Genomic DNA, 25,394 nt, shown 5'->3' on the forward strand with positions numbered 1-25,394 from the left:
TACCCGACCAACAGCATGGCCACTACGGTGTATAAAGAGCCGGCCCCTAAGGTGGACCGCGAGAACCCCCTCGAATCCATGATGTCGCGTTTCAACGTTGCCGCCGATATTCTCGGCCTCGACGACGCGACGTACAACGTGCTGAAAGCGCCCGACAAGCAAGTCATCGTGCACATCCCCGTGACGATGGACAACGGCCAAGTACGCGTTTTCGAGGGCTACCGCGTGGTTCATAACACGGTGCTCGGCCCGTCGAAAGGCGGCATTCGCTACGATAAAAACGTGCACCTGGACGAGGTGAAAGCCTTGGCTGCCTGGATGACCTGGAAGTGCGCCGTGGTGGACATTCCGTACGGCGGTGCCAAAGGCGGCATCATCTGCGACCCCACCACCATGAGCCCCGGCGAAATTGAGCGCCTCACCCGCGCCTACACGCTGGCCATGAAGGACGTATTCGGCCCCGACAAGGACATTCCGGCCCCCGACATGGGCACCGGCCCGCGCGAAATGGCGTGGCTGATGGACGAATTCTCCAAGACGGTAGGCATGACGTCGCCGGCCGTGGTTACGGGCAAGCCGCTGGTAATGGGCGGTTCGCTGGGCCGCACCGAGGCTACCGGCCGCGGGGTAATGGTATCGGCGCTGGCGGCTATGCGCAAGCTGGGCATGGACCCTAAGGGGGCTTCGGCCGCTGTGCAGGGCTTTGGCAACGTGGGCTCGTGGGCAGCTAAGCTGCTTTGCGAGCAGGGCGTGAAAATCAAAGCCGTGAGCGACGTTTCGGGCGCTTACTGGAACGAGAACGGCATCAACGTGGACGAGGCCATTGCCTACAAGAACGCCCACAACGGCCGCCTCGATGGCTACACCGGCGCTACGCTGATGGAAAATGCCGAAGACCTGCTCACCTCGCCCGTGGATGTGTTGGTGCCCGCCGCCGTGGAAGACGTGATTACCGAGCACAACGCCCACGACATCAAGGCTCGCCTGATTGTGGAAGGTGCCAACGGCCCCACTTCGGCTTCGGCCGACTCCATCATCAACGAGAAGGGCATTATGGTGGTGCCCGATATTCTGGCCAACTCGGGCGGTGTAACGGTGTCGTACTTCGAGTGGGTACAAAACCGCCAAGGTTTTAAGTGGTCGGAAGAAATGGTAACCGAGCGCGCCGACCGCATCATGAACGATGCCTTCGAAAAGGTGTACGCCACGAGCCAGAAGTACAACATCCCGATGCGCATTGCTGCCTACGTGGTGGCCATCGATAAAGTAGCCCAGACCTACAAGTTCCGCGGCAGCTTCTAAGCCCCGCTCCTGACTGGCGCCGGCCCGCAGGCAACCTAGGGCTGGCCGCCAACGTCAGGGTTCTGCATAAAGTATAGCCCGGACCGCGAGGTCCGGGCTATCTTTGTAACCGCGTTCCGCCCCGCTACCGCATTCCCGCTTCGTTTGCCGCTCGGTTGTTTTGCCTGATTGCCCTCAGCATCAGCTGCATACCGCAATCAGCGCTAATCTGCGATTTATGAAAATCCACAAAGAAGGTCGCCGTATTCTCTTCTTCACGCTGCTAATCCTGCTTGCCCTCAACTTGTTGCTATACCAGTTCAACGAGCAGGCCGAAGGGTTCAACCGCGTGTTTTCGGCAGTTTCGGTTATTGCCTTCTTGCTGCTGCTGCAATTTTTCCGCAGCCCCTTTCGCAACCTGCTCACCCACGAGGACCTGGTAATTGCCCCGGCCGACGGCAAAGTGGTGGTAATTGAGGACGTGCACGAGCCCGAGTTCTTCGGCGACGTGCGCAAGCAGATCAGCATTTTCATGTCGCCGATCAACGTGCACATCACCCGCAACCCGGTGTCGGGCACGGTAAAGTACTTCAAGTATCACCCCGGCAAATACCTGGTGGCCTGGCACCCCAAGAGCAGCACCAAAAACGAGCGCACCACGGTGGTGGTAGAGTCCGAAGCCGGCCCGCTGGTATTGTTCCGGCAGATTGCCGGCGCCATGGCCCGCCGCATTGTGTGGTACGTAAACGAAGGCGACGAAGTAAGCCAGGGCGAGGAGTTCGGCTTCATCAAGTTCGGCTCGCGCGTCGACATCTTCGTGCCCGTCGACACCGAAATGAAGGTGCAGATCGGCGAAAAAGTTAAAGGCGGCCAAACGGTTATTGCCCAACTGAAAACCCAGTCGTCGGGCTTGTTCTAAGCTTGATTTACTGCATAACGAAAGGCCCGCTGCTCCCAGAGCAGCGGGCCTTTTTCTTTACCTAGGGCTTAGTAGTGTCATCCTGACGAAGGAAGGACCTTACCACGCCTGAATTTTACGTGACCTCTGCGCCCGAAGAATGTTCGATGCGCATTTACCCAAAGAGTGAAAGCGTGTATGCTACTTAACCCACGTTGCGGCGGGCCCGCGTGTAGCGCTGAGTGTTACTCGGCGCGGCGGCCCACAGCCGCCATTCGTAACCGCGCGGATTTATGCCATATGGCGCGGTGCCGGATTGGCGCCTTTGGCGCCAGCGCCGAGTAACACTCAGCGCTACACGCGGGCCCGCCGCAACTCAGCGTCAGCGCGCGTGGTAAGGTCCTTCCTGCGTCAGGATGACAATGCCATCGGACGTCAGCACGCGAGATGCCTCGACGGGGCTCGACATGACACGACCTAGCTTACCACGTGCGGCACAAACTCCGAAAGGTTGGTAATGATGCCGTTGGCCCGGCGGAAGCCTAGGGCACAGGCCTCGCCGGCCCAAAACACGCCGGCTTGGTAGCGGCGGCCTTGCGCATCGGCGGGCAGCTCGAGCCAGCGTTGGCGCACTTGCGGCTGCTGGTCGTAATCGCCCGGCTCGGCGTGCTGCACACGGCCATCCTGCACCTCTGCAAGGCTCTGGCCTTCGCGGCCAAATAGGGGCTTGCGTACGTAATGGCCGCCTAGGTCCTGCATCGAGGCCTCGGCCAGCAGGGGGTGGTGCGGAAACACTTGCCACAGCCAAGCCAGCATGGCTTTGCTCTGAAACAGCAGCGTGTACGCCGGGTTGGCAATAATCAGGTCGCGGCTTTGCAGCAGCTGGGTCAGGTCGGCAGTAAGCTCGGGTTCCTCTTCGGCCAGAATCTCCCACGGCACCAACTTGAACACAAACGGGAAGCGCTGCCACTCGCCAGCAGCTACTTCGGCCCAGGCGCCCCGCTCTTCTCCCAGCACCGAAACCTGCATCGCATCGACGGGGCACACGTGCACCGTGGCAAAGCCGGCCTCGCGGGCGGCTTCGGCAATTACCTGGCAGTTGGTTTCGTCTTCCTGGCTATCGGGCAAATGCACAAGCAGCAAATTGGGCTCCAGGTCGGCGTTCAGGCCCAGCCACTCCCGCAGTTGCAGTTCCAAGCCTTCGAAGAGCCCGTTGGCTTGCTGCTGATCGTCGGGGCGGCCAGCGGCCATGAGGCTGGCCCACTGCACCACGGCGGTTTCGGGAATGCTCGTAGCCGTATCGGCGTTAAACTCCACTAGCTTGACGCCTTCGGGGGTGCTGGCCAGGTCGAAACGGCCGTAGAGGTGCCAGTGCCGTTCGTCGTTCCAGGAGTGCCGCACGGCCTGCCACAAGTTGGTGGGTATGCCCAGCAACTGCAGAAAATCGTCGGGGATAGGGTCGGGTACGGCCTGTACCAGCATCTCGTAGAGCGTATCGGCCGCCTGCAGCAGTTCTTCGGCTTGCGGTTCGCTAAGCTCTATGGCCTCGGTAGCCAAGTAGGTAGCGCAGGCATCCTCCACGGCCCAGTCCCAACCCAAGCGCCGAATGGCCGGAGTAACATCGCCCGTTAGCGGAAGGAGACGAATCATAAGTAAGGAAGAAGGACGAATGAGGAAGGAAGATGGCAGTGAAGGAAGAGCTGAATTCGCACTTGGCGCCACGCGTCTTCCTTCCTCATTCTTCTTTCCTCCTTAATAACTATTACCCGCCAAAGCCGCGCGAGCTGCTGCGGGTGCCAAAGCCGCTGCTGCGGCCGTAGCTCGGGGCCGAGCTGCGGTACGTGCCGGTGCGGTAAGCACTGCGCGAAAACGAGGGGCTTTCCTGAATACCGGCCGTGCGCGAGCTACGGCCCCCGTAGAAGCCACGGCCATAAAAGCCGCGGCCTTGGTTTTCACGCTCGCGGGCAATGTTTTGGCGCCAGCCGTAGTTCTGTTGCATTAAGCCGGGGTTGGCATAAAATCCCGGGTTAGGCGTGAGGAAGCGGCCGGCCATGTAGCCGATGCCGCTCCACATCAGCACATCCATGAGGCCGGTGCTGCCCACGCGGTTTTCGGGGTATTGGCGGGCGTAATCCTGCATTTGCCGCTGCAAAGCCTGGCCCTGCAGGGTATCCACCTTGCCATCAAAGTGGCGCAAAATGGCGGCTACTTCTTCTTTGCCGGCGGGGCGCTCAGCCGTGATTTTCCACTGGCCGGGCTGCACTTCCGTCATTTCGGTAATTACACCCTGGCTGAAGGTTTCGCCGCTCCAGTCGCCGGTGGCTTCGGTTTCGGGGCGGCTGTTGTTGGAGGTGCAGGCCGGCAGCACCGACAGCCCGAGGCTGGTGGCCGCGGCTACAAGCAGCAGGTTGCGGCGCCAGTCGCCGAGCCGGTATAAGGGTTTGTTCATGGCAGTTAATGGCTTGAGCGGCCGGTGGGAGGAGGGGTGATGCGTACGCGAGGAAAGCGGCCCTAGGTGCGGAGGCCCGCATGGGTCTCGGCACCTAGGGCTTTGTAAAACTTAGAACCACTGCGCCATGCGCTGGCACAACTGCTCCAAGTACTGCTGGTCGGTTTCGTTGAAATCGTTGAGTTGGTCGCTGTCTACGTCGAGCACGGCTACCACGCTGCCGTTTTTGATGATGGGCACTACTATTTCGGATTTCGAAAGCGAGCTGCAGGCAATGTGCCCCGGAAACTGCTCGACATCGGGCACTAGCAAGGTGCGCGCCTGCGCCCACGAGCTGCCGCAAACGCCTTTGCCGTGGCGGATGCGCGTGCAGGCCACCGGCCCCTGAAACGGACCTAGCACCAGCTCGTCATTCTTCACCACGTACACGCCCACCCAGAAAAACCCGAACGTCTCTTTCAGGGCGGCCATGGCGTTGGCCAGGTTGGCTACTTGATCGGGTTCGCCCGTGGTCAGGGCTTCGATCTGGGGCAGGAGGGATTGGTATTGATTGGCTTTGGAAAGCGTACGGTCGATAAGAAGATCTTCGGCCATCTGTATGGAGGTGACAGGTAATACGTGACAAGTAACACGTTGGCAACGCAAAAGTAACCCGATGGGTGCAACCCCCGCTGCAAAGACCAGTTCATCCTAACTCCTAGTAAAACACAAACAGTTCGTCGGCACCTAGGGCGCGATGCTCGCGCAGACCCGTAAGGTTAAGCGACGGCGCCACCACGCCGCCTGCGCCAATGCGCACGTGCAGGCTGCGGAGCACGCGTATTTCATCCCACAGGCCAGCTTGCAACAGCAGGTTGTGCAGGGCCGGGCCGCCTTCCACCAACACCGATTGCACGCGCCGGGCATTCAGGTCGTCGAGGATAGCGGGCAGCAGGTCTTGGCTGGGCGGCACCGTCACGAAGCTCAGGTTGTCGGCATCGGGCTGCTCGCGGTTGGTGTAAACCACCGTGGGCTGCGAGCCATCGAGCAAGTGGTGCCCAGCGGGCAGCGAAAGGTTGCGGTCGATAACCAAACGCAGCGGATCGGGGCCGGGCCACTCGCGCACGTTCAGCTGGGGGTTGTCGTTCAGGGCCGTGCGCGTGCCTACCATAATGGCTTGCTCCTCGGCGCGCCACCGGTGCACCAGCATGCGCGAGGTAGGGCAGCTGATGGCTACCGGCTGCCCGCCCGCGCCGGCCACAAACCCATCTTTCGATTCGGCCCATTTCAGAATCATGTACGGTCGGCCCAACTCCTGCACCGCAAAAAAGCGGCGGTTGAGGCGGCGGCCCTCGGCCTCGAGCAAGCCCGTGCGCACCCGAATGCCGGCTTCGCGCAGCTTGGTAAAACCGCGGCCGGCTACCAGCGGGTTGGGGTCGGCGTTGCACACCACCACGTCGCGCACGCCGCGGGCAATCAGCAGGTCGGCGCAGGGCGGCGTTTTGCCGAAGTGCGAGCAGGGCTCCAGCGTTACGTACACGCGGCATTCGGCTAGGTCGGTTTCGGGCGGCACGGCAGCCAAGGCATTTACCTCGGCGTGCGGGCCGCCATACTGCCGGTGCCACCCTTCGCCCACAATGCGCCCTTGGGCATCGGCTACTACGCAGCCCACCATGGGGTTGGGGCGGGCCGTAAACTGACCCAGCAGGGCTAAGTCGAGGGCCCGGCGCATCAGCAGTTCGTCGTGGGCGGTGAAGTCGGAAGGCGCGGTCATGAGGGGCAACGAAGCGGGTGGTGTAGCTTTGCCCCGACAAGATACAGCCCTGCCCGAACGTGACCATTAGCCAGCTTACCGACCAGCTCACCCAGGCGTTGCTGCCTTTGTACCCGGCCCCCGAAGCCAGCAGCATCGCGGGCATAGTGGTAGAGCACATGTTGCATCTTTCGCCGCTGCAGCGCCGCGTGCAAGCCGCCGATGCCGTGCCGGCCGATGCGCAGGCAAGTGCCCAGGCAGCCCTAGGCCGGTTGCTGCAGCACGAGCCCGTGCAGTACGTGCTGGGCGTGGCGCCGTTCCTCGATATGGAGCTGCTGGTAACACCGGCCACGCTCATTCCTAGGTCCGAAACCGAGGAGCTGGTGCAGCTGATTGTGCAGGAACAGGCAAGTAAGCAGGGCCTGCGCGTGCTCGATGTGGGCACTGGTTCGGGCTGTATCCCAATTGGTTTGGCGCGCCAGCTACCTACAAGCCAGGTGTGGGGGCTCGATATTTCGGCCGAAGCCTTAGCGGTTGCCCAGCAAAACGGACAGCGCTACGCCCCGCAGGTGCAGTGGCTGCAAGCCGATATTTTGCAAGCCGATCCGCCCGGCCTCGAAGCCCGCAGCCTCGATGTGCTCGTGAGCAACCCGCCCTACGTGCGCGAGTCGGAGCAGGCCCTGATGCGGCCCAACGTGCTGCAGTACGAGCCGCATACTGCCCTGTTCGTGCCCGACAACGACCCTCTCGTATTCTACCGTCGCCTGACCAACCTAGGGAGGCAATTGCTCAAAGCGGGAGGAGCTATCTACTTCGAAATCAACGAGGCGCTGCCGCACGAAACCGTGGCCCTGCTCGAGCAAGCAGGCTACCAGCAAGCCCGCGCCCTGCCCGACCTCACGGGCCGCGCGCGCATGGTGCGGGCTACGTGGCTTGGCTGAAGGCGCGGCGTTTAAGCCAATGACGTCTAAGCGAAAAGGCCTACCTTTGCCCGCCGAAAACAACTGCTGCTGGCTGGCCCATGACCCAAACTGCCCCCGACTACTTTGCGCACCCCACCGCCGTTCTCGACGAGGGTTGCCGCATTGGTGCCGGTACGCGCATTTGGCATTTTTGCCACGTGAGCAGCGGCGCTGAGTTGGGCGAAGGCTGCTCGTTGGGCCAAAATGTGTTTGTGGCCGATGGAGTACGCCTGGGTAGTAACGTAAAGGTGCAGAACAATGTGAGCCTTTACTCCGGCGTGGTGTGCCACGACGACGTGTTCATCGGGCCATCGGCCGTGTTCACCAACGTGCGCAACCCTCGGGCTGCGGTGCCCCGCCGTCACCAGTATCAGGCCACTGTGTTGGAGCAGGGCGTGAGCATTGGGGCCAACAGCACCATCGTGTGCGGCGTGCACCTAGGGGCCTACGCTTTTGTGGGTGCCGGCTCAGTGGTGACCAAAAATGTGTTGCCCTACGCCTTGGTGTACGGCAACCCGGCCCGCCAGCACGGCTGGGTAAGCCAGCACGGCCACAGGCTGCAGTTTGATGCGGCCGGTGCCGGGGCCTGCCCCGAAAGCGGCTGGCAATACCAATTAACCGGCCAGCGCGTTTCGCGTATGAGCGCCGAGCAATAATCTGAATATCCAAGCTCCCGTTTCCAAGTTTCTTCGACCCGTGTACGAGCAGTTACTGAATAAAGAGGCCAAGCTGGCCGTTATCGGCCTAGGCTATGTGGGCCTGCCTATTGCCCTGGAGTTTGCCCGCAAAATCAGCGTCATCGGCTTCGATATCAACGCCCAGCGCGTGGAGATGATGCGCAACAACCAAGACCCCAGCGGCGAACTGGAGGCCGAGGCATTCGAAGGCTGCAACATCACGTTCACCGATTCGCTGGATGTGCTGCGCGAAGCGCGCTTTTTCGTGGTGGCCGTGCCTACGCCCATCGACGAGCACGCCATGCCCGACCTCAAGCCGCTGATTGGCGCCTCCACTACCGTAGGCAAAGTGCTGAAAAAGGGCGACTACGTAGTGTACGAATCGACCGTGTACCCGGGCTGCACCGAAGAGGACTGCATTCCGATTTTGGAGCGCGAGTCGGGCCTGAAGTTTCCCGCTGACTTTAAAGTAGGCTACTCGCCCGAACGCATCAACCCCGGCGACAAAGAGCACACCCTGGCCACGATCGTAAAAGTGGTATCGGGCTGCGATGCCGAGTCGCTCGAGGAAATTGCCAAAACGTACGAGCTGGTAGTAACCGCAGGCGTACACCGCGCTTCTTCGATCAAAGTGGCCGAAGCCGCTAAAATAATCGAAAACACCCAGCGCGACGTCAACATTGCGCTGATGAACGAGCTGTCGATGATTTTCGACCGTATGCGCATTAACACTTACGAAGTGCTCGAGGCTGCTGGTACAAAGTGGAACTTCCTGAAGTTTAGCCCCGGCTTGGTGGGCGGCCACTGCATCGGCGTCGATCCGTACTACCTCACCTACAAAGCTAAAGAACTCGGTTACGACGCCAAGGTCATTCTCTCGGGCCGGACCACCAACGACGGCATGGGCGCTTACATCGCGCGCAAAACCGTGCAGATGATGATCAAGCAGGGCAAGGACGTGGCCAAATCGAAGGTGCTCGTGATGGGCGCTACTTTTAAGGAAAACGTGGAGGACATCCGCAACTCCAAAGTAGCCGACGTTATCAACGAGTTGCGCAACTTCTCGGTCAACGTCGACATCGTCGATCCGCACGCCGACTCCCAAGAGCTGAACCACGAATACGGTTTCAGCCTGATTCCGGAAAGCCAGATTGGCAACGACTACGATGCCGTGGTGGTGGCCGTAAGCCACAAACCTTACACGCAACTCGACGAAGAGTACTTTAAATCGATTACGGCTCCTAAAGCTGTCCTGGTCGATATTAAGGGCTTGTTCCGCGAGAAAATCAACGAATTGCAGTACTGGAGCCTGTAATTATTGGGTGAGCAGATAAAGGGATGAATAAATGAGTAGGTAAAAGCTCGTTGTTCATCTATTCATCTGCTCATTTATTCCTTCTTTCATTATGAAAAAGATTCTTGTTACGGGCGGCGCTGGCTACATCGGTTCGCACACCGTGGTTGCGCTGAAGGAAGCAGGCTTCACGCCTATCATTGTCGATAACTTTTCCAACTCGAAAGACACGGCGCTGGAAGGTATTCGGAGCATCCTAGGTGCCGACGTAAAGTGTTACCACACCGACTGCGCCGATAAGGTGGCTTTCCGGGAAGTGTTCGAAGCTGAAACAGACCTAGCAGGCGTTATCCATTTCGCGGCCTACAAAGCTGTGGGCGAGTCGGTAGAGAAACCGCTTGCTTACTTCCAGAACAACGTGGGCTCGTTGCTGGTGCTGCTGGAACTGATGCAAGAGTTTAAGGTCAACAACCTTGTTTTCTCCTCGTCGTGCACCGTGTACGGTGTGCCTGATCAGCTGCCGGTAACCGAGCAAACGCCCACCAAAGCGGCTAGTTCGCCGTACGGCCGCACCAAGCAAATGTGCGAAGACATCCTGCGCGACTTGTCGCAGGCGCCAGGCAACGAAGTAAAAAGCATCTTGCTGCGCTATTTTAACCCCATCGGCGCGCACCCATCGGGGAAGATCGGCGAGCTGCCCCTAGGTGTACCCAACAACCTGGTGCCCTTCGTAACGCAAACCGCCGCTGGCTGGCGCGACCAGTTAACGGTGTACGGCGTGGATTACGATACACCCGACGGCTCGTGCATCCGCGACTACATCTACGTAGGCGACCTAGCCCGTGCCCACGTAGTGGCGGTGCAGCGCCAGCTCGATGGCAAAGCCGAAACCGTGGAAGTGTTCAACGTAGGTACCGGCCACGGCAACTCGGTACTAGAGGTGGTAAAAGCCTTCGAAAAAGTAACCGGGCAGCCGCTGAGATACCGCACCGGCCCGCGCCGCGTCGGCGATGTGCCTGCCATTTATGCCGACGCTACCAAGGGAGCCAACGTACTTGGTTTCCGTACCGAAGTAGGGCTGGAGGAAGCCTTGGCCACTGCTTGGCGCTGGCAGCAAAACCTAGGTGCCAAGCCCGAATAACTCTCAACACGACTTCTGCTCCCGATCATGAAAATCCTTATTACCGGCGGCGCTGGTTTCATTGGCTCGCACGTAGTGCGGTTGTTCGTAACGAAGTACCCCGAGTATCAGATCCTGAACCTGGATGCGCTAACCTACGCGGGTAACCTAGAGAACCTGCGCGACATCGAGGACCGGCCGAACTACCGTTTCATCAAAGGCGACCTGACCGACCAGGCTTTTGTTGACCAGCTGTTTGCCACCGAGCAGCCCGATTCGGTGATTCACCTGGCGGCGGAATCGCACGTCGACCGCTCGATTACCGACCCGCTGGCGTTCGTAAAGACAAACGTACTGGGTACGGTTCACTTGCTGAACGCGGCCCGGCACCTGTGGCAGCCCAACGGCTACGAGGGCCACGTGTTTTACCACGTGAGCACCGACGAGGTATACGGATCCTTGGAAATGGACGGCGGCATGTTCACCGAAGACACGCCCTACGACCCTCGCTCGCCCTACTCGGCCTCCAAGGCGTCGTCGGATCACTTCGTGCGGGCTTGGTTTCACACGTACCACATGCCGGTGAAAATCAGCAACTGCTCGAACAACTACGGTCCGAACCACTTCCCCGAGAAGCTGATTCCGTTGGCGCTGCACCGCATTCAGAAGGGCGAAGCCATTCCGGTGTACGGCCGCGGCGAAAACGTGCGCGACTGGCTGTTCGTGAAAGACCACGCCACGGCCATCGACGCGGTTTTCCACAGCGGCAAAGTTGGCGAGACCTACAACATCGGTGGTGTGAACGAATGGAAGAACATCGACCTTATTCACTTGCTCTGCGACGTGATGGACGAGAAGTTGGGCAAAGCCCAAGGTGCTTCGCGTCAGCTAATTAAGTTTGTGACCGACCGCGCCGGCCACGATTTGCGCTACGCTATCGACTCGAGCAAGATCATGAACGATCTGGGCTGGAAACCTTCGGTAACCTTCGAGCAGGGCCTGCGCCAAACGGTAGATTGGTACTTCGAAAATCAGGAGTGGCTGGAGCGCGTAACCAGCGGCGCCTACCAGGATTACTACCGCCAGCAATACGCCGCGCGCTGATACGCTTGCAATGAACAATTGTCAATGAGCAATGAACAATGCTCTTGATGCCTAAAGGCCAAAAGCAGCATTGTTCATTGCTCATTGTTCATTGATAATTGACTTTCATGTACGAACAGCCCTTTCACGAGCAGCCGCTCGATAATCTTACTTTCCTCGTCACCGGCGGGGCAGGCTTTATCGGTTCCAACATCGTAGAGTACCTGCTGAAGCACGGGGTGAAGAAGGTGCGCACCTTCGACAACTACTCCAACGGTTTCCGCAAAAACCTACGCTTATTTGAGGGCAACCCGGCGCTAGAAATTCTCGACGGCGACATTCGCGACCCGCAAGCGTGCCGCGCAGCCTGCGAAGGCGCTGATGTGGTGTTGCACCAAGCCGCCCTAGGTTCGGTACCACGTTCCATTAACGACCCCATCACCTCGAACGACGTGAACGTGGGCGGTTTCGTGAACATGCTGGTAGCCGCCAAGAATGCCGGCGTGAAGCGCTTCGTGTACGCAGCTTCCAGCAGCACTTACGGCGACTCGCCGCACTTGCCCAAGATCGAGGACCGCATCGGCAAGCCCCTGTCGCCCTATGCGGTAACGAAGTACGCCAACGAGCTATACGCCGACGTGTTTGGCAAAACGTACGGCATGGAAATCATCGGCCTGCGCTACTTCAACATCTTCGGACCGCGGCAAGACCCAAATGGGGCGTATGCGGCGGTGATTCCGCTGTTTATCGACGCGGTGCTTAAGGGCAAAGCGCCTCGCATCAACGGCGACGGCGGCCAAACGCGCGACTTCACGTTTGTGGAGAACTGCGTGCAAGCCAACATTCGGGCGGCTTTGGTGCAAAACCCCGAGGCCGTGAACCAGGTGTACAACATTGCCGTGGCCGACCGCACCTCGCTCAACGACCTGTTCAATATTCTAAAGGAAGAGGCCGGCGTGGATATTACGCCCGAGTACGGCCCCAACCGCGCCGGCGACATCCGCGATTCGTTGGCCGATATAAGCAAGGCGGAGCGTCTGCTGGGCTATAATCCGCAGGTGCGTATCCGCGAAGGCCTGAAGCGTACGCTCGAGTGGTTCCGGGCCAACGAGGCATTTATTCAAGAACGCGGTTAACAGCAAGGAGCCCAGAACGTCATGTCGAGCTTGCCGAGACATCTCGCTCGGGTGGTAATCTTCTCGTTAAACCAAGAAGTCACTCTCAGACGTCAGCACGCGAGATGTCCCGGCAAGCTCGACATGACGTTCTCATAACTCTACTCCATGAAAGGCATTATCCTCGCCGGCGGTTCCGGCACCCGTTTGCACCCGCTGACGCTGGCCGTGAGCAAGCAGCTCATGCCGGTTTACGACAAGCCGATGATCTACTATCCGTTGTCGGTGCTAATGATGGCCGGCATCCGTGATATCCTGATCATTACCACGCCTCACGACCAAGCGCAGTTCCAGCGCCTGTTGGGCGACGGCCAGAACCTCGGTTGCAACTTCCAGTACGCCGTGCAGGAGGTGCCCAACGGCCTGGCGCAGGCTTTTGTGATTGGCGAAGAGTTTATCGGCGGCGACAAAGTGGCCCTGGTGCTCGGCGACAACATTTTCTATGGCGCGGGCATGGAAGAGCTGCTGCAAAGCAACAACAACCCCGACGGCGGCGTGGTGTACGCCTACCACGTGCATGACCCCGAGCGCTACGGTGTGGTGGAGTTCGACGAGAACCTGCAGGCCCTCAGCATCGAGGAAAAGCCCAAGAAGCCCAAAAGCAACTACGCCGTGCCGGGCTTGTACTTCTACGACAACGAGGTGGTGAGCATTGCCAAAGCCCTGAAGCCCAGTGCCCGCGGCGAATACGAAATTACCGACGTGAACCAGGAATACCTGCGCCGCGGCAAGCTGAAGGTGGGCATCCTAGGTCGGGGCACGGCTTGGCTCGACACGGGCACTTTCGAGTCGCTGATGCAAGCCAGCGAGTTTGTGCGCGTAATTGAGCAGCGCCAGGGCCTGAAGGTGGGCTCGATTGAGGAAGTGGCCTACCGCCAAGGCTTCATCGACGCCGATCAGCTGCGCAAAATCGCCGAACCGCTGCGCAAAAGCGGCTACGGTGACTACCTGCTGCACTTGCCCGAGCAACTGGTATTCTAGTAATGGGGGATTAACAATGAGCAATGCCCGGTACCCCTAGGTGCCGGGCATTTGTTTTGCGCCGGGCACCTAGGCAGCACTGGCCATTGCTCATTATTAATTGTTCATTGATCATTATCAATTAACACCGGCCCCCTAGGGCAGCAACGCGCCGGCCAGCAGAGCGCCCAGCACCAGCACGTAGGAGGGAATCCGGTCCCACAGCAGCACCAGAAACGTAGCGCCCACCAACACCGGGTTTAGCGGCAGATCGACGCCGTAACGGCCCGGCCAGTGCCACACCACGCCATAGGGCAAGGGGTGGTACAGCAGAAACGTGGCCGCCACTACCAAGCCAGCACTTACAGCGTTGATGCCCTCAAGCGACGCTTTAACCACGCGGTACTGCTTGAGCTGATCCCAGAAACGGATCAAAAAAAATATTAGCAGTGTGCCGGGCATAAAAATGCCGGCCGCCGCCACCAATGCGCCCACCAGTTGCCCGCCAATGCCGTACTCGCGCATGGCCAGGGCGCCGATGTAGGAGCTGAACGCAAAATTGGGCCCGGGCAATGCCTGTGTGAGGCCGTAGCCCGACAAAAACTCGGTGCTGCTGAGGTAGCCTTTGAATTCCACAAACTCGGCGTAGAGCAGGGGCGCCAGCACTTGCCCGCCGCCAAACACCAGCGAGCCGTTGCGGTAAAAGTTCTCGAACAATCGCACCGGCAGCAAGCGCGTGTAGTGGCCCAGCAAGGCCGCCACCAGCGCCACCCCCAGCCACAGCACAAAATTCGACCACTCGATGCGGAGGGGCTCTTTTACCTCAATTTTCGGGAGCTTGCGGTAGCGGAAGGTGGTAATCAGGCCACCGCCCAAGAGCAGCAGCGGCAGTACCCAAGGCAGCTGGAAGAAATACGCAATCAGGGCCGAGGCCACCAGCAGCGCCACCGAGGTTTTGGTATGAATTACCTTCTCGGCGATTTTATAGGCCGAGTACGCCACAAACCCCACCGCCACGGGCTGCACAAAGCGCACCAGCCGCGCCACGAGGTCTTTATCCAGGTAGCTGATCGACAGACCGGCAATGGTCATGAGGCACACGGCGGGCAGCATCCAAACGAGCAGCGTAAGGTAAGCCAGATTAGGCCCGCCCAACCGAAACCCGATGGCGGTGATGGTTTGGGTGGAGGTAGGGCCGGGCAGCACCTGGCAAAGCGCCATCAGCTCGAGCAACTCGGCCGACGTGAGGTAGCGCCGCTTGTCCACCAACAAGCGCAGCATCATGGCGGTGTGGGCCTGCGGGCCCCCAAATGCTGTGAGGGCTAGCACAGCCACGTCCTTCAGGAAGATGATGCCGCGTACGCGCTTGGCGTGCATGCGCCTGGGAGGAGGCGCCAGCTTTACTTCGGCGGGTTCCGGGAGCTGCACGGGCTAAGGGGTGGGTGGCAACAGTAAAGAAGCACAATCTGGCCCGAACGGCAAGCAAAGTAATGCAGGCTTTGGCCGGGTTGCCGGGGCAAGGCAGCGGGCCCTAGGTGCCGCCAGGCCAAGCGGGCACCTAGGGCCAAAAGGCAAGGGCTACCACTCCGCGGAGTGGTAGCCCTTGCCAGCCTGCCTTTCGGCAAGCAATTACATCGTCGATTTGCCCTTTTTCAGGCCCAGCTCCACGAGGCGCTCGTCGAGGAACGCGCCGGCCGTGATGTCGGGCTGCTGCTTGGGGTTGTCGGCGGTTACGCAGTTCTCCAGGGCCGCGAGGCTCATTTCTGAGCGCGGGTGCATGAAGAACGGAATCGAGTAGCGCGAAGAGTTCATCTTCTCGCGGGGCGGGTTCACCACGCGGTGGATGGTGCTCTTGAGCACGCCGTTGGTGAGGCGCTGCAGCATGTCGCCTACGTTCACCACAATTTGGTCGGGCAGGGCCGTGATACCGATCCACTTGCCGTCGCGGCGCAGTACCTGCAGGCCATCGGCCGAGGCGCCCATCAGCAAAGTAATCAGATTGATGTCGCCGTGCTCGGCAGCGCGCACGGCATCGGCCGGTACGCTGTCGGGGTTTTCGATGGGATAGTAGTGAATGGGGCGCAGGATGGAGTTGCCGTTGCGCACCTTGTCGTCGAAGTAGTTCTCGGGCAGGCTCAGGTACAGCGCAATAGCGCGCAGCACGTCTTTGCCGGCGGCCTCCAGCGTTTTGTAAGTGCGCAGGGTGCTTTCCTGAAAGCGCGACACCTCTTCGGGGAAGATGTTGTCGGGGTACTCCTTGGCGATGGGGTCGTTGGGGTCGTCAACCTCCTGGCCCACGTGGAAGAACTCCTTCAGGTCGCCGGTGTTGCGGCCTTTTGCGTGCTCCTTGCCTTTGCCGGTGTAGCCGCGTTGGCCCGCCAGCTCGGGGTTTTCGTACTTCTGCTTCACCTCGTCGGGCAAGGCGAAGAACTCTTTAACGTCAGCGTACAGCTGTTCGGTTTGCTCGTCGGTGAGGCCGTGGTTTTTGAGGGCCACGAAGCCGATGTTCTGGTAAGCCTCGCCCAGTTGCTGCACAAATTTGGCTTTGCGCTCAGGGTCGCCCGAGCGGAAATCGGCCAGGTCAAGCGACGGAATTTCGTCCAACAATTTTTCGCTCATAGCGAATTCGCAATATACTTTTGGAAAACCTTTCGTACGCGGCAAGGTACTCAAAAAAACGTTTGCACAGGTAGTTGCCGGGCTGCCCGTGCTGGTAGCGCGGGCCCGCACCTGGGGCGCAGCGGCCGCACCTTAGGTGCGGACTTTGGTAGCGTGGCGTAAATAAGAGCGTCACCTCTTGACTGTCATGTCGAGCCCCGTCGAGACATCTGGGGTGCTGACGCCCGATAGCATACACTCCCCCTCTCTTTGTGAGAGGGGGCCGTGCCCCGCAGGGGTCCCGTGAGGTTCATATGTAATAAGGTCCTTCCTTCGTCAGGATGACAATACTCTCGGACGTCAGCACGCGAGATGTCTCGACGGGGCTCGACGTGACGACCGATTAGTTTAGGGTTACCATCTTTCGGCGCGGGAACAATACATCGGCTGCCCGCGCCGTTGCCAACCTAGGCCGGTGGGTGCGCAAGCAGCAGGGCGCAGGAGGCGTCGCATTATCGTGTGGTGGCGCCTTTGGCCAAGAGGCGGTAATTTTGGGGCGCTTTTCGTCTCAACCGAAACTCGAACCCACTTACGGACGTCTTTGGGTAACTGTCGACTTTAACGCACCGCTCGGTCGCCTTCACCTGGGCTTTCTGATTTGCTAGCAACCGTATGAGCATACGTACATTCATCCTGACGTTTGGTGCATTAATAGGAATAAGTAGCGCGGCCAGCGCGCAACACGCGGTGTGGGCCTCCAAAGTAGTGGAGGTGTCGTCGCAAAAAGCCGAAGGCAAAGAGGCCTTTTCGCCCGAAAAAGTACTCGGCGAACCCGATGCCTTGCCCCTAGGTCAGATCAGCAACAACGGCTGGATTCCGAAAAAAGAGGGGCCCAAGGAGTTTATCGAGGTGAAGTTTGCCAAGTCGGTGGTGGCCCGCCAGGTTACCATCGTCGAAAACTTCAACCCGGGCGCCATCACCAAAATCGAGCTGGTAGATACGCGCAACGAGCGGCACCAAGTGTACGAAAACCCCAACCCCGGGCCGTTGCCCGAGGTGTTCCGGACGCTGCAGGTAACCTTTGGGCCAGCCGCTTACCGCACCATTGGCGTGGTGGTAACCCTGAATACGGCCAAAGTGAACGGCGTAAACCAGATCGACGCCATTGGCGTGGCCGATGTAACGGACGTGATGGTGAAGAAGGACTTCCGGGCGGCGCCCACCGAGAGCATATCCTTCGATTCGGCTATGGTGAACCTAGGGCCCAACGTGAACACCAAGTTCACGGAGGTGCGCCCGGTAATTGCCCCCGACGGCCGCACGCTGTTTTTTGCGCGGCAAGGCAGCCCCCAAAACAACGGCGGCGCCCGCGACCCGCAAGATGTGTGGTTTGCCACGCTCAGCAACGCCAAAACCAAAGCCTGGAGCCCGGCCAAAAACATTGGCGCGCCCATCAACACGCCGTGGGGCAACGGCGTGGCTTCCGTGTCGGCCGACGGCAACACGGCGGTGCTCATCAGCATTTACAAGCCCGATGGCTCCTTCGACCCCAAAGGCGCCAGCATTACCCGCCGCACGCGCAACGGCTGGACGGCACCCGAAAAGCTGAACATTCAGGATTTTTACAACGACGACCCCGAGAACGTCGACTTTTTCCTGACTACCTCGGGCAAGCAGCTGCTGATGGCTGTGGACCGCAAAGACGGCAAGGGCCAGCAGGATTTGTACATCAGCTTCCGGCAAGACGACGGCTCGTTTAGCCGCCCCACCAACCTCGGGTCCGGCATCAACACCAAGGCCGCCGAGTTTGCCCCGTTTCTGGCCCCCGACGGCAAAACCCTCTACTTCGCCTCCGAGGGGCTGCAGGGCTACGGCAAAAGCGATATTTTTTACGCCAAGCGCCTCGATAACTCCTGGACGAACTGGAGCAAGCCGCGCAACCTAGGGCCGAGCATCAACTCGCCCGCGGCCGATGCCTACTTTACCCTTTCGGCCGCCGGCGACGACGCCTACCTGGTATCGGACCGCAACGGCACCGACAACTCGCGCGACATCTTCCGCATTAGCCTGGCTCCCAAAAACAAGCCCGAAGTGGTGGCGCTGGTACGCGGCCGCGTGCTCGATGCCGTAACGCGCAAACCCGTAACGGCCACCGTGCGCTACGAAAACCTGATTACGGGCGAGGAAATCGGCGTGGTTGAGACCAACCCCACCGATGGCTCTTACACCATTGTGCTGCCTGCAGGCTCGCACTACGGCTACCGCGCCGATGCCAAGGGCTACCTCTCCGAAGACCAGAACCTCGACGTAACGGACCGCCAGAAGTACTCCGAGCAAACCCAGGACTTATTTCTGATTCCGTTTGAAGTCGGCCAAACCATTCGCCTCAACAACATCTTCTTCGCCCAAAGCAAGTACTACCTGCGCGAAAGCTCCTACCCCGAGCTGATGCGCCTGGTGCGCATCATGAAGGATTACCCGCAGATGGAAATTCGGGTGGACGGCCACACCGACAACCAAGGCGACCCGGCCCTGAACATGAAGCTCTCCGTCGACCGTGTGAACGAGGTGAAAAAGTACCTCGTGTCGAAGGGCATACCGGGCAACCGCATTACCACCCAAGGCTACGGCGACACCAAGCCCATTGCCTCGAACGAGCAGGAAGAAACCCGCAAGCTCAATCGCCGCGTAGAGTTTGTGATTACCAAGAAGTAACGCCCATACCCCCAGCTGTCATTGCGAGCCCAGCGAAGCAATCGGTCCTGAGCAGGGAAGCACCGCCCTCCTGGCAGCAACCGAATACGCTTGGCCCAAAAACCACAACCGCCCGAACCCTGCTACCAGGGTTCGGGCGGTTGTGGTTTTGTTGGTGCGGTAACTTTAGCGCATTGCTAGGTGAATGCTGGTGCCCAACCTAGGATTGGTTAACGCCGCTCGATGCGCGGCATGTCGTGCCTCCTCTTAATGGCCGCGGCTGCGGGCACCTAGGGGCGTTACACGTTCGGGCTGGGCTTGGTGTTGCTGCTGCCGCCGGGGTTGGCTATGGAGTCGCGCATATCGGTGTCGGCCTGGATGTTGCGCATCTTGTAGTAGTCCATAATCCCTAGGTTGCCGCTGCGGAAAGCTTCCGCAATGGCCTTCGGAATTTCGGCTTCGGCTTCTACCACGCGGGCTTTGGCTTCTTGGGTTTTGGCGCGGTTTTCCTGCTCCATGGCCACGGCCATGGCGCGGCGCTCTTCGGCGCGGGCTTCGGCCACGCGCAAGTCGGCCGAGGCTTGGTCGGTTTGCAGCTTGGCGCCGATGTTTTCTCCGATGTCTACGTCGGCAATGTCGATGGACAAAATTTGGAAAGCCGTACCGGCGTCGAGGCCTTTTTGCAGCACCAGCTTCGAAATCTTGTCGGGGTTTTCGAGCACCTCTTTATGCGAGATGGACGAGCCGATGCTGGTTACGATGCCTTCGCCCACGCGGGCCAGAATGGTTTCCTCGCCGGCGCCGCCCACCAGTTGCGAGATGTTGGCGCGCACCGTTACGCGGGCTTTGGCGATGAGCTGGATGCCATCTTGCGCAACGGCCGCCACGTTGGGCGTGTTGATGACCTTGGGATTTACGGACGTGGTAACGGCCTCGAACACATCACGTCCGGCCAGGTCGATGGCGGTGGCTTGCTTGAAATCGAGCGGGATGTTGGCTTTGTCGGCCGAAATCAGCGCCTTGATTACCGTGGGCACGTTGCCGCCGGCGAGGTAGTGCGTTTCGAGGTCGTTGGCCGTGATGTTGAGGCCGGCTTTGGTGGCCGTGATCAGCGAGTTCACGATCAGCGAAGGCGGTACTTTGCGCACGCGCATCAGCACCAGTTGAAACAGCCCTACCCGCACGCCCGAGAAGATGGCCGTAATCCAGAGGCTAATCGGGAAGAAGTACAGGAACACCAGCAGCACAACGGCCGCCAGCACAATCGGAATAATCGGAAACTCGTTCATGGCCAGAAAAATTGCTGGCCGTAGTTAGCGCATTTCCCTGACAAACCAGCTACGCCGCCGCTACCACAATGCGGTTTTGCTCGATGCCCAGCACGCGCACGGCTGCGCCCGCCGCCAAAAACTCGCCGCGCGTGGTGGCTTCGCGGCGCTCGTCGCCGAACAGCACCGTGCCGGCCGGCCGCATGGCCGATAGCGCCCGGCCTACTTGCCCCGGCTCAACACCCGCGGCGCGGCGCACATCATCCACGCGGGCGGTGTTGCGCTCGGTAAGCGCGAACTTATTGACGGACTGCGGCCTGAGCCCGTACCACACCACCACCACCGTAAGCACCAACGAAGCGCCAAGGATGATGTGGCCCGTAGTGGAACCTAGGTCGCGGTAGCTCAGCCAGATGCCTACCGTGAGCAGAATGAACCCGGCCAACCCCACGATGGTGGTGCCCGGAATGAGCAACACTTCGGCGGCCAGAAATGCAGCGCCGAACACAAGCAAAACAACGATCAGAAACCAATCCATGGGAGCGGGGTGAGATGCCTACCGGAAGATACGCACAAAGCACCTAGGCAGGCCTAGTTAGCTATTCTTCCGTAGCTTTTCGCGCAGCTCAGCGTGTTTTTATGTTAGCCGAAGCCCTAGGTCAAGTCCCGTATTTTGGTGCCCGCGAGGTAGAGGCGCTGGTGGCGGCTTGGAACAAGCCCATTACGCTGCGCCGCGGCGAGAACCTGGTGCAGCACGGGCAGGTAGAGCGCAACCTGTACTTCGTGAAAAGCGGCTTGCTGCGCATTTACTACCCTACCGAAACCGAGGAAATTTGCGTGGGCTTTGCCTACGCGCCCAATGTGGTATGCTCGTTCCCGTCTTTTGTGCACGGCACGCCTTCGGAGTATTGCATTCAGGCGCTGCGGCAAAGCGAGCTGCTGGGCATCAGCAAAAACGACTTTACGGCCCTATTGGAGCTGCTGCCCAACATTGCCCGCTTTTGGCGCGAAGAGCTGGAGAAGGTGCTCGTGGGCCGCATCGATCGGGAAATTGATTTACTGCTGGCCGAGCCCGAACGCCGCCTGGAAAGATTGCTGCGCCGCAGCCCGCACCTCTTTCAGTTGGTGCCTAAAAAGTACATTGCCTCGTACCTGCGCATGACACCCGAAACGCTCAGCCGGCTGCGCTAAATCTTGCGTTCAATCAAGGTTTTGGGGCAGGAGGGAAGGCCACCTTTGCACAAACGCAAAAGCCATGAACGCCAACACCTTTCTTCAGCAACTGCAAGCCGCGGTGCGCCGCCTGCAGCAAACCACCGAAGCCGAACTAGCGCCGCTTTCGAGCGAAGCGCTTAACCACAAGAGCAACGCCCAAAGTTGGAGCGTGCTCGAGTGCTTGGAGCACCTCAACCGCTACAGCCGCTACTACCTGCCGGCTTTCGAGCAGGCCATGCAGCACCCGCGGCGGCCCGGCGCCACTGCCGAAGTGGGCTACAGCTGGCTGGGCAAGAAGTCGCTGGAAGTGGTGCGGCCCGGCAACGGCAAAGCCAGCAAAACCGTGAAGCACATGAACCCCGCGGGCAGCCAACTAAGCCGCGGCGTGCTCGAGGAGTTTTTGCAGCATCAATCGCGCCTGCTGGCCGTGCTGGCCGCCGCCCACACCGCCGACCTCAACCGCAAAGCCGTGCCCGTGGAGTTTTTCCGGCTGTTGAAGCTGCGTTTGGGTGAGGCGTTGGAGTTTGTAGTGCTGCACGAGGAGCGCCACGTGCAGCAAGCCCAGCGTGCTGCCAAGCAAGCCCAAGCCGCCGCACCAGCCTTGGTGGTGTAGGTGCTGGCACCACGTGGCCAACCCAGCACCTAGGGCCCTGCGTAAGCGGCAGCATGATGCAACAACGCGAAGTAACCGACCAAGACAACACCACCTGGACGTGCGTGCAAGCTTACGCCGGCGTGGATAGCCAAGCCGCCGCCGAAGCTACCGAGCGCTCCGCAACCGATGAGGGCGCCGTGCCCGTGGTGTGCACGCCTAGCGGCGGCGCCCAAACCGTGCGCCTCGAGCTGCAAAAAGACTGGCTCGAAAACCTTTCCGACGAAGAACTGGTAGCGGCCATTGCTGCCGAACGCTAAGCCACCCTCGAGTACCTAGGGAAAAACAGAACGGCGCCCCTGCTACCGAAGCAGGAGCGCCGTTGCCGTTGGTAAGCACATAGGGCTAGTACGCGCGGGCAAAGTGGGCGCGGCGCGTCGAGGGCTTGCCGGTTACAATGCACACGCCTTCTTCGTCGGGCTCGGCCAGGGCCAGGCACCGGATGGTGGCCTTGGTTTCTTCCTTGATGCGCTCTTCGGTTTCGGAGGTGCCGTCGTAGTGGGCCAGTACGAAGCCGCCTTTGCCGTCGAGCACCTGCTTGAACTCCTCGTAGCTTTCCACACGGGTGGTGTGCTCTTCGCGGAAGCGCAAGGCCCGGCGGTAAATGTTCTGCTGAATGTCCTGCAGCAGCTGGTCGATGCTGCTCACGATGTCGGCCAGCGGCAGGTTCATCTTCTCCTTGGTGTCGCGGCGAGCTACCTCCACGGTGCCGTTGTCCAAGTCGCGGGCACCTACGGCCAGGCGCACGGGTACGCCTTTCAGCTCCCACTCGGCAAACTTAAAGCCCGGGCGCTCGGTGTCGCGGTCGTCTACTTTCACCGAGATGCCGCGCGCAATCAGGCCCATCTGAATGGGGCGGATGCGCTCCAGCAGCTCGTCGAGTTGGCCGGTTTTGTAAATCGGCACAATCACTACCTGAATCGGCGCCAGCTTGGGCGGCAGCACCAGGCCTTCGTCGTCGGAGTGCGCCATTACCAGGGCACCCATCAGGCGCGTGCTCACGCCCCACGACGTACCCCACACGTGCTCGAGGCCGCCTTCTTTCGTCTGAAACTTCACGTCGAACGCCTTCGCGAAGTTCTGACCCAAGAAGTGCGAAGTGCCGGCTTGCAGTGCCTTGCCATCCTGCATCAACCCCTCGATGCAGTAGGTTTCTACGGCACCGGCGAAGCGTTCATTCTCTGTCTTCACGCCCTTTACCACGGGCAGCGCCAGGTGCTCTTCGGCAAACTCGGCGTACACGTCCAGCATTTGGCGGGTTTCGGCCAGGGCTTCGGCGTCGGTGGCGTGGGCGGTGTGGCCTTCCTGCCACAGGAACTCGGCCGTGCGCAGAAACAGGCGCGTGCGCATTTCCCAGCGTACCACGTTGGCCCACTGGTTGATGAGCAGCGGCAGGTCGCGGTAGCTCTGAATCCAGCCTTTGTACGTGCTCCAGATGATGGCCTCCGAGGTGGGGCGCACCACCAGCTCTTCCTCCAGCTTGGCGTTCGGGTCGACGCGCAGTTTACCCGCGTTGTCGGGGTCGGTTTGCAGGCGGTAGTGCGTCACTACGGCGCACTCTTTGGCAAAACCCTCGGCGTTTTTCTCCTCGGCTTCAAACAAGCTTTTGGGTACGAAGAGCGGGAAGTAAGCATTCTGGTGGCCGGTGCGCTTGAACATGTCGTCCAGGGTGCGCTGCATTTTTTCCCAGATGGCGTAGCCGTAGGGCTTGATGACCATGCATCCCCGCACGGCGGAGTTTTCGGCAAGGCCGGCGCGCTTCACCAACTCGTTGTACCACAGGGAATAATCTTCGCTGCGCTTGGGCAACTGTTTGCTCATATCGGAGTATCTTAGAGAAGGAGAATAGTTACCGGTTTTGGTACAAGATTTGAGAGTAAAAACCGGGCACCGTTTCGGCCCAAAAATACGTTATTAAAACGGAGCATTCCGCTCTCCCACGGGCGCGTCGGCGCAAACAAGCCAACCCCACGCTCGTTCTTTTACTTACCGGTCCTTACCTTTTCTGCGCACGCTGCCATGAAACATATTCCTGCAAACCTAGTGCCCGCCTTGGCTCTGCTTACGCTAGGTGGCTGCACGGTCGTACGAACGACCACTACCACCGAGCCGGACGGGGTATATTATTCATCGAAGGACCGGACCACCGAAATCGTTACTGCCTCGACGGAAACCGGGCCTGCCGACCTAGGAGCTGCAACCTCCTCCGACGACCCCAACGCTATAGCCAACCCGGAGTACCGCGACGGCACCGCCCGCCCCCGCGGCGGCGCCTCCAGCGAGTATTACGCCGATGACTACGACTATTCGTACTCGGCCCGCATCCGGCGCTTTCATCAGCCCAGCTACCGCGGCCTGGGCTTGGGTTATTACGATTACGCTTATACCGATTATTACTGGTACAACCCCAGCCCGTTTTACTATGGCTACGACATTTACGGCCGGCCTTGGGGCTACGACCCCTTTTGGGGGCCTAGCTGGTCGGCGTGGGGCGGGCCCGCCGTCAGCATCAACCTAGGGTGGGGCAACCCTTGGGGCGGCTACTACAACCCGTACCGCCCGTGGGGCTGGGGCGGAGGCTACAACCGCGGTTTCTACGACGGCTATTACTCCGGCTACTACGGCAACAACTGGGGCTGGCGCAACTACCGCAACAGCCGAAACTGGGGCGGCTTCGACAACGACGACCGCAACGTAAACCGCGGCCCGCGCCGCGACCGGGCCGTGGAAGCTATTAACGCGGGCAACTCGGGCACGGGTCGGCCGCGGGTAGATGGCCCCACCGGCGGCCGCATGGCCAACACCGGCACCGTTGCCTCGCCCAGCGTTACGCCGCGGGCACGGGGCCGCGTGGAAGATGCCCCCGAAACCGGCAACGCGCCTACCGGCACCACCAATACCACCACCGTTCCGCAGCCGGGCCGTGGCCGCTTGTACCGCATTGTGGAGGGCGGCTCGGTGCCGACCGATGGCAGTGGCCGCACCGCACCGGGCACCACCGCCGACCAGCCTGCTAACACCGGGTACGATCGGCGCCGGAACCGCATCGACGAAGGCGGCAGCCCCGCCAGCGAGCCGCAGCGCGATGCTGATTACGCCCCGCAGCCGCGCCCGCGCCGCGAACGGGCCGCCGACTACAGCTCGCCCGCACCCGAGCGCCCACGCAGCTACGACGCGCCCCAACGTTCGTACGAGGCGCCGCAGCGTTCTTACGAAGCACCCACGCGCTCGTACGACCGGGGCAACAGCAGCAGTGGCGGTTCTAACAGCGGCAGCAGCGGGGGCGGCCGTAGCCGCGGCCGGGTAGAGTAACCAACGCCTCCTGCCTTTTTGCAC

Annotated in this window: 23 protein-coding genes; 14 read left to right on the forward strand and 9 right to left on the reverse strand. The window is 60.3% G+C overall.

Annotated features, from left to right (window positions below):
- Positions 1-15: 15 nt before the first annotated feature.
- Together D3Y59_RS14095 and D3Y59_RS14100 are read left to right on the forward strand one after the other, a co-directional pair.
- A complete protein-coding gene (locus D3Y59_RS14095) occupies positions 16-1,302 on the forward strand; it encodes a Glu/Leu/Phe/Val family dehydrogenase (protein ID WP_119445621.1) in 1,287 nt (428 codons plus the stop codon).
- 217 nt (positions 1,303-1,519) lie between these two features.
- Entirely contained in the window at positions 1,520-2,200 is a 681-nt protein-coding gene (locus tag D3Y59_RS14100; protein WP_119445622.1) for a phosphatidylserine decarboxylase family protein, read from the forward strand.
- Between the two features lie 456 nt (positions 2,201-2,656).
- On the opposite strand, the gene D3Y59_RS14105 is transcribed toward D3Y59_RS14100, so the two are convergent.
- From D3Y59_RS14105 to ribD, 4 genes are all read right to left on the reverse strand, one after another.
- Complete coding sequence (locus tag D3Y59_RS14105; RefSeq protein WP_119445623.1) at positions 2,657-3,829, reverse strand: glutathionylspermidine synthase family protein; 1,173 nt, start codon at positions 3,827-3,829, stop codon at positions 2,657-2,659.
- Positions 3,830-3,941: 112 nt separating this feature from the next.
- The gene (locus D3Y59_RS14110) at positions 3,942-4,628 is read right to left on the reverse strand and encodes a hypothetical protein (protein WP_119445624.1); all 687 of its coding nucleotides are present in this window, start codon (positions 4,626-4,628) and stop codon (positions 3,942-3,944) included.
- 111 nt (positions 4,629-4,739) lie between these two features.
- Positions 4,740-5,222 carry a GAF domain-containing protein gene (locus tag D3Y59_RS14115; protein ID WP_119445625.1) on the reverse strand — a complete coding sequence of 161 codons (483 nt, stop codon included), beginning with the start codon at positions 5,220-5,222 and terminating at the stop codon, positions 4,740-4,742.
- Positions 5,223-5,325: 103 nt separating this feature from the next.
- A complete protein-coding gene (gene ribD / locus D3Y59_RS14120; protein ID WP_119445626.1) occupies positions 5,326-6,381 on the reverse strand; it encodes a bifunctional diaminohydroxyphosphoribosylaminopyrimidine deaminase/5-amino-6-(5-phosphoribosylamino)uracil reductase RibD in 1,056 nt (351 codons plus the stop codon).
- A 59-nt stretch (positions 6,382-6,440) separates the two neighbouring features.
- Between ribD and prmC the strand changes: the two genes are divergently transcribed.
- The 7 genes from prmC to rfbA all read left to right on the forward strand — a co-directional run bounded on the left by prmC (position 6,441) and on the right by rfbA (position 13,652).
- Positions 6,441-7,301 (forward strand): peptide chain release factor N(5)-glutamine methyltransferase, encoded by an 861-nt coding sequence (prmC, locus tag D3Y59_RS14125; protein WP_162910797.1) that lies wholly within the window; start codon positions 6,441-6,443, stop codon positions 7,299-7,301.
- Positions 7,302-7,381: 80 nt separating this feature from the next.
- A complete protein-coding gene (locus tag D3Y59_RS14130; RefSeq protein WP_119445627.1) occupies positions 7,382-7,978 on the forward strand; it encodes an acyltransferase in 597 nt (198 codons plus the stop codon).
- 40 nt (positions 7,979-8,018) lie between these two features.
- On the forward strand, positions 8,019-9,314 hold the full coding sequence (locus D3Y59_RS14135) for a nucleotide sugar dehydrogenase (protein WP_119445628.1): 1,296 nt from the start codon (positions 8,019-8,021) through the stop codon (positions 9,312-9,314).
- Positions 9,315-9,405: 91 nt separating this feature from the next.
- Positions 9,406-10,434 (forward strand): UDP-glucose 4-epimerase GalE, encoded by a 1,029-nt coding sequence (gene galE / locus D3Y59_RS14140; RefSeq protein ID WP_119445629.1) that lies wholly within the window; start codon positions 9,406-9,408, stop codon positions 10,432-10,434.
- A gap of 27 nt (positions 10,435-10,461) precedes the next feature.
- The gene (rfbB, locus tag D3Y59_RS14145) at positions 10,462-11,517 is read left to right on the forward strand and encodes a dTDP-glucose 4,6-dehydratase (protein ID WP_119445630.1); all 1,056 of its coding nucleotides are present in this window, start codon (positions 10,462-10,464) and stop codon (positions 11,515-11,517) included.
- A gap of 107 nt (positions 11,518-11,624) precedes the next feature.
- The gene (locus D3Y59_RS14150; protein WP_119445631.1) at positions 11,625-12,632 is read left to right on the forward strand and encodes an SDR family oxidoreductase; all 1,008 of its coding nucleotides are present in this window, start codon (positions 11,625-11,627) and stop codon (positions 12,630-12,632) included.
- 147 nt (positions 12,633-12,779) lie between these two features.
- The gene (gene rfbA / locus D3Y59_RS14155) at positions 12,780-13,652 is read left to right on the forward strand and encodes a glucose-1-phosphate thymidylyltransferase RfbA (RefSeq protein ID WP_119445632.1); all 873 of its coding nucleotides are present in this window, start codon (positions 12,780-12,782) and stop codon (positions 13,650-13,652) included.
- A gap of 135 nt (positions 13,653-13,787) precedes the next feature.
- Here rfbA and chrA read toward each other — a convergent pair whose 3' ends face one another.
- Positions 13,788-15,008, reverse strand: a complete 1,221-nt coding sequence (gene chrA / locus D3Y59_RS14160) for a chromate efflux transporter (protein WP_119446488.1) — start codon at positions 15,006-15,008, stop codon at positions 13,788-13,790.
- A 252-nt stretch (positions 15,009-15,260) separates the two neighbouring features.
- Positions 15,261-16,250 carry an isopenicillin N synthase family dioxygenase gene (locus tag D3Y59_RS14165; RefSeq protein WP_119445633.1) on the reverse strand — a complete coding sequence of 330 codons (990 nt, stop codon included), beginning with the start codon at positions 16,248-16,250 and terminating at the stop codon, positions 15,261-15,263.
- Between the two features lie 651 nt (positions 16,251-16,901).
- Here D3Y59_RS14165 and D3Y59_RS14170 point away from each other — a divergent pair.
- The gene (locus tag D3Y59_RS14170; RefSeq protein ID WP_119445634.1) at positions 16,902-18,944 is read left to right on the forward strand and encodes an OmpA family protein; all 2,043 of its coding nucleotides are present in this window, start codon (positions 16,902-16,904) and stop codon (positions 18,942-18,944) included.
- Positions 18,945-19,222: 278 nt separating this feature from the next.
- Here the strand turns inward: D3Y59_RS14170 and floA are convergent, their stop codons facing one another.
- Both floA and D3Y59_RS14180 read right to left on the reverse strand, forming a co-directional pair.
- A complete protein-coding gene (gene floA, locus D3Y59_RS14175) occupies positions 19,223-20,212 on the reverse strand; it encodes a flotillin-like protein FloA (RefSeq protein WP_119445635.1) in 990 nt (329 codons plus the stop codon).
- 49 nt (positions 20,213-20,261) lie between these two features.
- A complete protein-coding gene (locus D3Y59_RS14180; RefSeq protein ID WP_119445636.1) occupies positions 20,262-20,729 on the reverse strand; it encodes an NfeD family protein in 468 nt (155 codons plus the stop codon).
- A gap of 101 nt (positions 20,730-20,830) precedes the next feature.
- Between D3Y59_RS14180 and D3Y59_RS14185 the strand changes: the two genes are divergently transcribed.
- The 3 genes from D3Y59_RS14185 to D3Y59_RS14195 all read left to right on the forward strand — a co-directional run bounded on the left by D3Y59_RS14185 (position 20,831) and on the right by D3Y59_RS14195 (position 22,318).
- A complete protein-coding gene (locus D3Y59_RS14185) occupies positions 20,831-21,382 on the forward strand; it encodes a Crp/Fnr family transcriptional regulator (protein ID WP_119445637.1) in 552 nt (183 codons plus the stop codon).
- Between the two features lie 64 nt (positions 21,383-21,446).
- Positions 21,447-22,019, forward strand: coding sequence for a DinB family protein (locus tag D3Y59_RS14190; RefSeq protein ID WP_119445638.1), 573 nt, complete (start codon positions 21,447-21,449; stop codon positions 22,017-22,019).
- 53 nt (positions 22,020-22,072) lie between these two features.
- The gene (locus D3Y59_RS14195; RefSeq protein WP_240410379.1) at positions 22,073-22,318 is read left to right on the forward strand and encodes a hypothetical protein; all 246 of its coding nucleotides are present in this window, start codon (positions 22,073-22,075) and stop codon (positions 22,316-22,318) included.
- A gap of 85 nt (positions 22,319-22,403) precedes the next feature.
- Here D3Y59_RS14195 and proS read toward each other — a convergent pair whose 3' ends face one another.
- A complete protein-coding gene (gene proS / locus D3Y59_RS14200; RefSeq protein WP_119445639.1) occupies positions 22,404-23,879 on the reverse strand; it encodes a proline--tRNA ligase in 1,476 nt (491 codons plus the stop codon).
- Between the two features lie 198 nt (positions 23,880-24,077).
- Between proS and D3Y59_RS14205 the strand changes: the two genes are divergently transcribed.
- Positions 24,078-25,370, forward strand: a complete 1,293-nt coding sequence (locus D3Y59_RS14205) for a hypothetical protein (RefSeq protein ID WP_119445640.1) — start codon at positions 24,078-24,080, stop codon at positions 25,368-25,370.
- Positions 25,371-25,394 lie beyond the last annotated feature (24 nt).

This window comes from Hymenobacter oligotrophus (assembly GCF_003574965.1).
Lineage (GTDB): Bacteria > Bacteroidota > Bacteroidia > Cytophagales > Hymenobacteraceae > Solirubrum > Solirubrum oligotrophum.

Coding starts and splice junctions, on each gene's coding strand:
- rfbA (WP_119445632.1), top strand. CDS start 12,780: ATGAAAGGCATTATCCTCGCCGGCGGTTCCGGCACCCGTTTGCACCCG.
- ribD (WP_119445626.1), bottom strand. CDS start 6,381: ATGACCGCGCCTTCCGACTTCACCGCCCACGACGAACTGCTGATGCGC.
- D3Y59_RS14180 (WP_119445636.1), bottom strand. CDS start 20,729: ATGGATTGGTTTCTGATCGTTGTTTTGCTTGTGTTCGGCGCTGCATTT.
- galE (WP_119445629.1), top strand. CDS start 9,406: ATGAAAAAGATTCTTGTTACGGGCGGCGCTGGCTACATCGGTTCGCAC.
- rfbB (WP_119445630.1), top strand. CDS start 10,462: ATGAAAATCCTTATTACCGGCGGCGCTGGTTTCATTGGCTCGCACGTA.
- D3Y59_RS14190 (WP_119445638.1), top strand. CDS start 21,447: ATGAACGCCAACACCTTTCTTCAGCAACTGCAAGCCGCGGTGCGCCGC.
- D3Y59_RS14165 (WP_119445633.1), bottom strand. CDS start 16,250: ATGAGCGAAAAATTGTTGGACGAAATTCCGTCGCTTGACCTGGCCGAT.
- D3Y59_RS14195 (WP_240410379.1), top strand. CDS start 22,073: ATGATGCAACAACGCGAAGTAACCGACCAAGACAACACCACCTGGACG.
- D3Y59_RS14150 (WP_119445631.1), top strand. CDS start 11,625: ATGTACGAACAGCCCTTTCACGAGCAGCCGCTCGATAATCTTACTTTC.
- D3Y59_RS14205 (WP_119445640.1), top strand. CDS start 24,078: ATGAAACATATTCCTGCAAACCTAGTGCCCGCCTTGGCTCTGCTTACG.
- D3Y59_RS14185 (WP_119445637.1), top strand. CDS start 20,831: ATGTTAGCCGAAGCCCTAGGTCAAGTCCCGTATTTTGGTGCCCGCGAG.
- D3Y59_RS14110 (WP_119445624.1), bottom strand. CDS start 4,628: ATGAACAAACCCTTATACCGGCTCGGCGACTGGCGCCGCAACCTGCTG.
- floA (WP_119445635.1), bottom strand. CDS start 20,212: ATGAACGAGTTTCCGATTATTCCGATTGTGCTGGCGGCCGTTGTGCTG.
- D3Y59_RS14115 (WP_119445625.1), bottom strand. CDS start 5,222: ATGGCCGAAGATCTTCTTATCGACCGTACGCTTTCCAAAGCCAATCAA.
- D3Y59_RS14095 (WP_119445621.1), top strand. CDS start 16: ATGGCCACTACGGTGTATAAAGAGCCGGCCCCTAAGGTGGACCGCGAG.
- D3Y59_RS14130 (WP_119445627.1), top strand. CDS start 7,382: ATGACCCAAACTGCCCCCGACTACTTTGCGCACCCCACCGCCGTTCTC.
- chrA (WP_119446488.1), bottom strand. CDS start 15,008: ATGCACGCCAAGCGCGTACGCGGCATCATCTTCCTGAAGGACGTGGCT.
- D3Y59_RS14105 (WP_119445623.1), bottom strand. CDS start 3,829: ATGATTCGTCTCCTTCCGCTAACGGGCGATGTTACTCCGGCCATTCGG.
- D3Y59_RS14170 (WP_119445634.1), top strand. CDS start 16,902: ATGAGCATACGTACATTCATCCTGACGTTTGGTGCATTAATAGGAATA.
- proS (WP_119445639.1), bottom strand. CDS start 23,879: ATGAGCAAACAGTTGCCCAAGCGCAGCGAAGATTATTCCCTGTGGTAC.
- D3Y59_RS14100 (WP_119445622.1), top strand. CDS start 1,520: ATGAAAATCCACAAAGAAGGTCGCCGTATTCTCTTCTTCACGCTGCTA.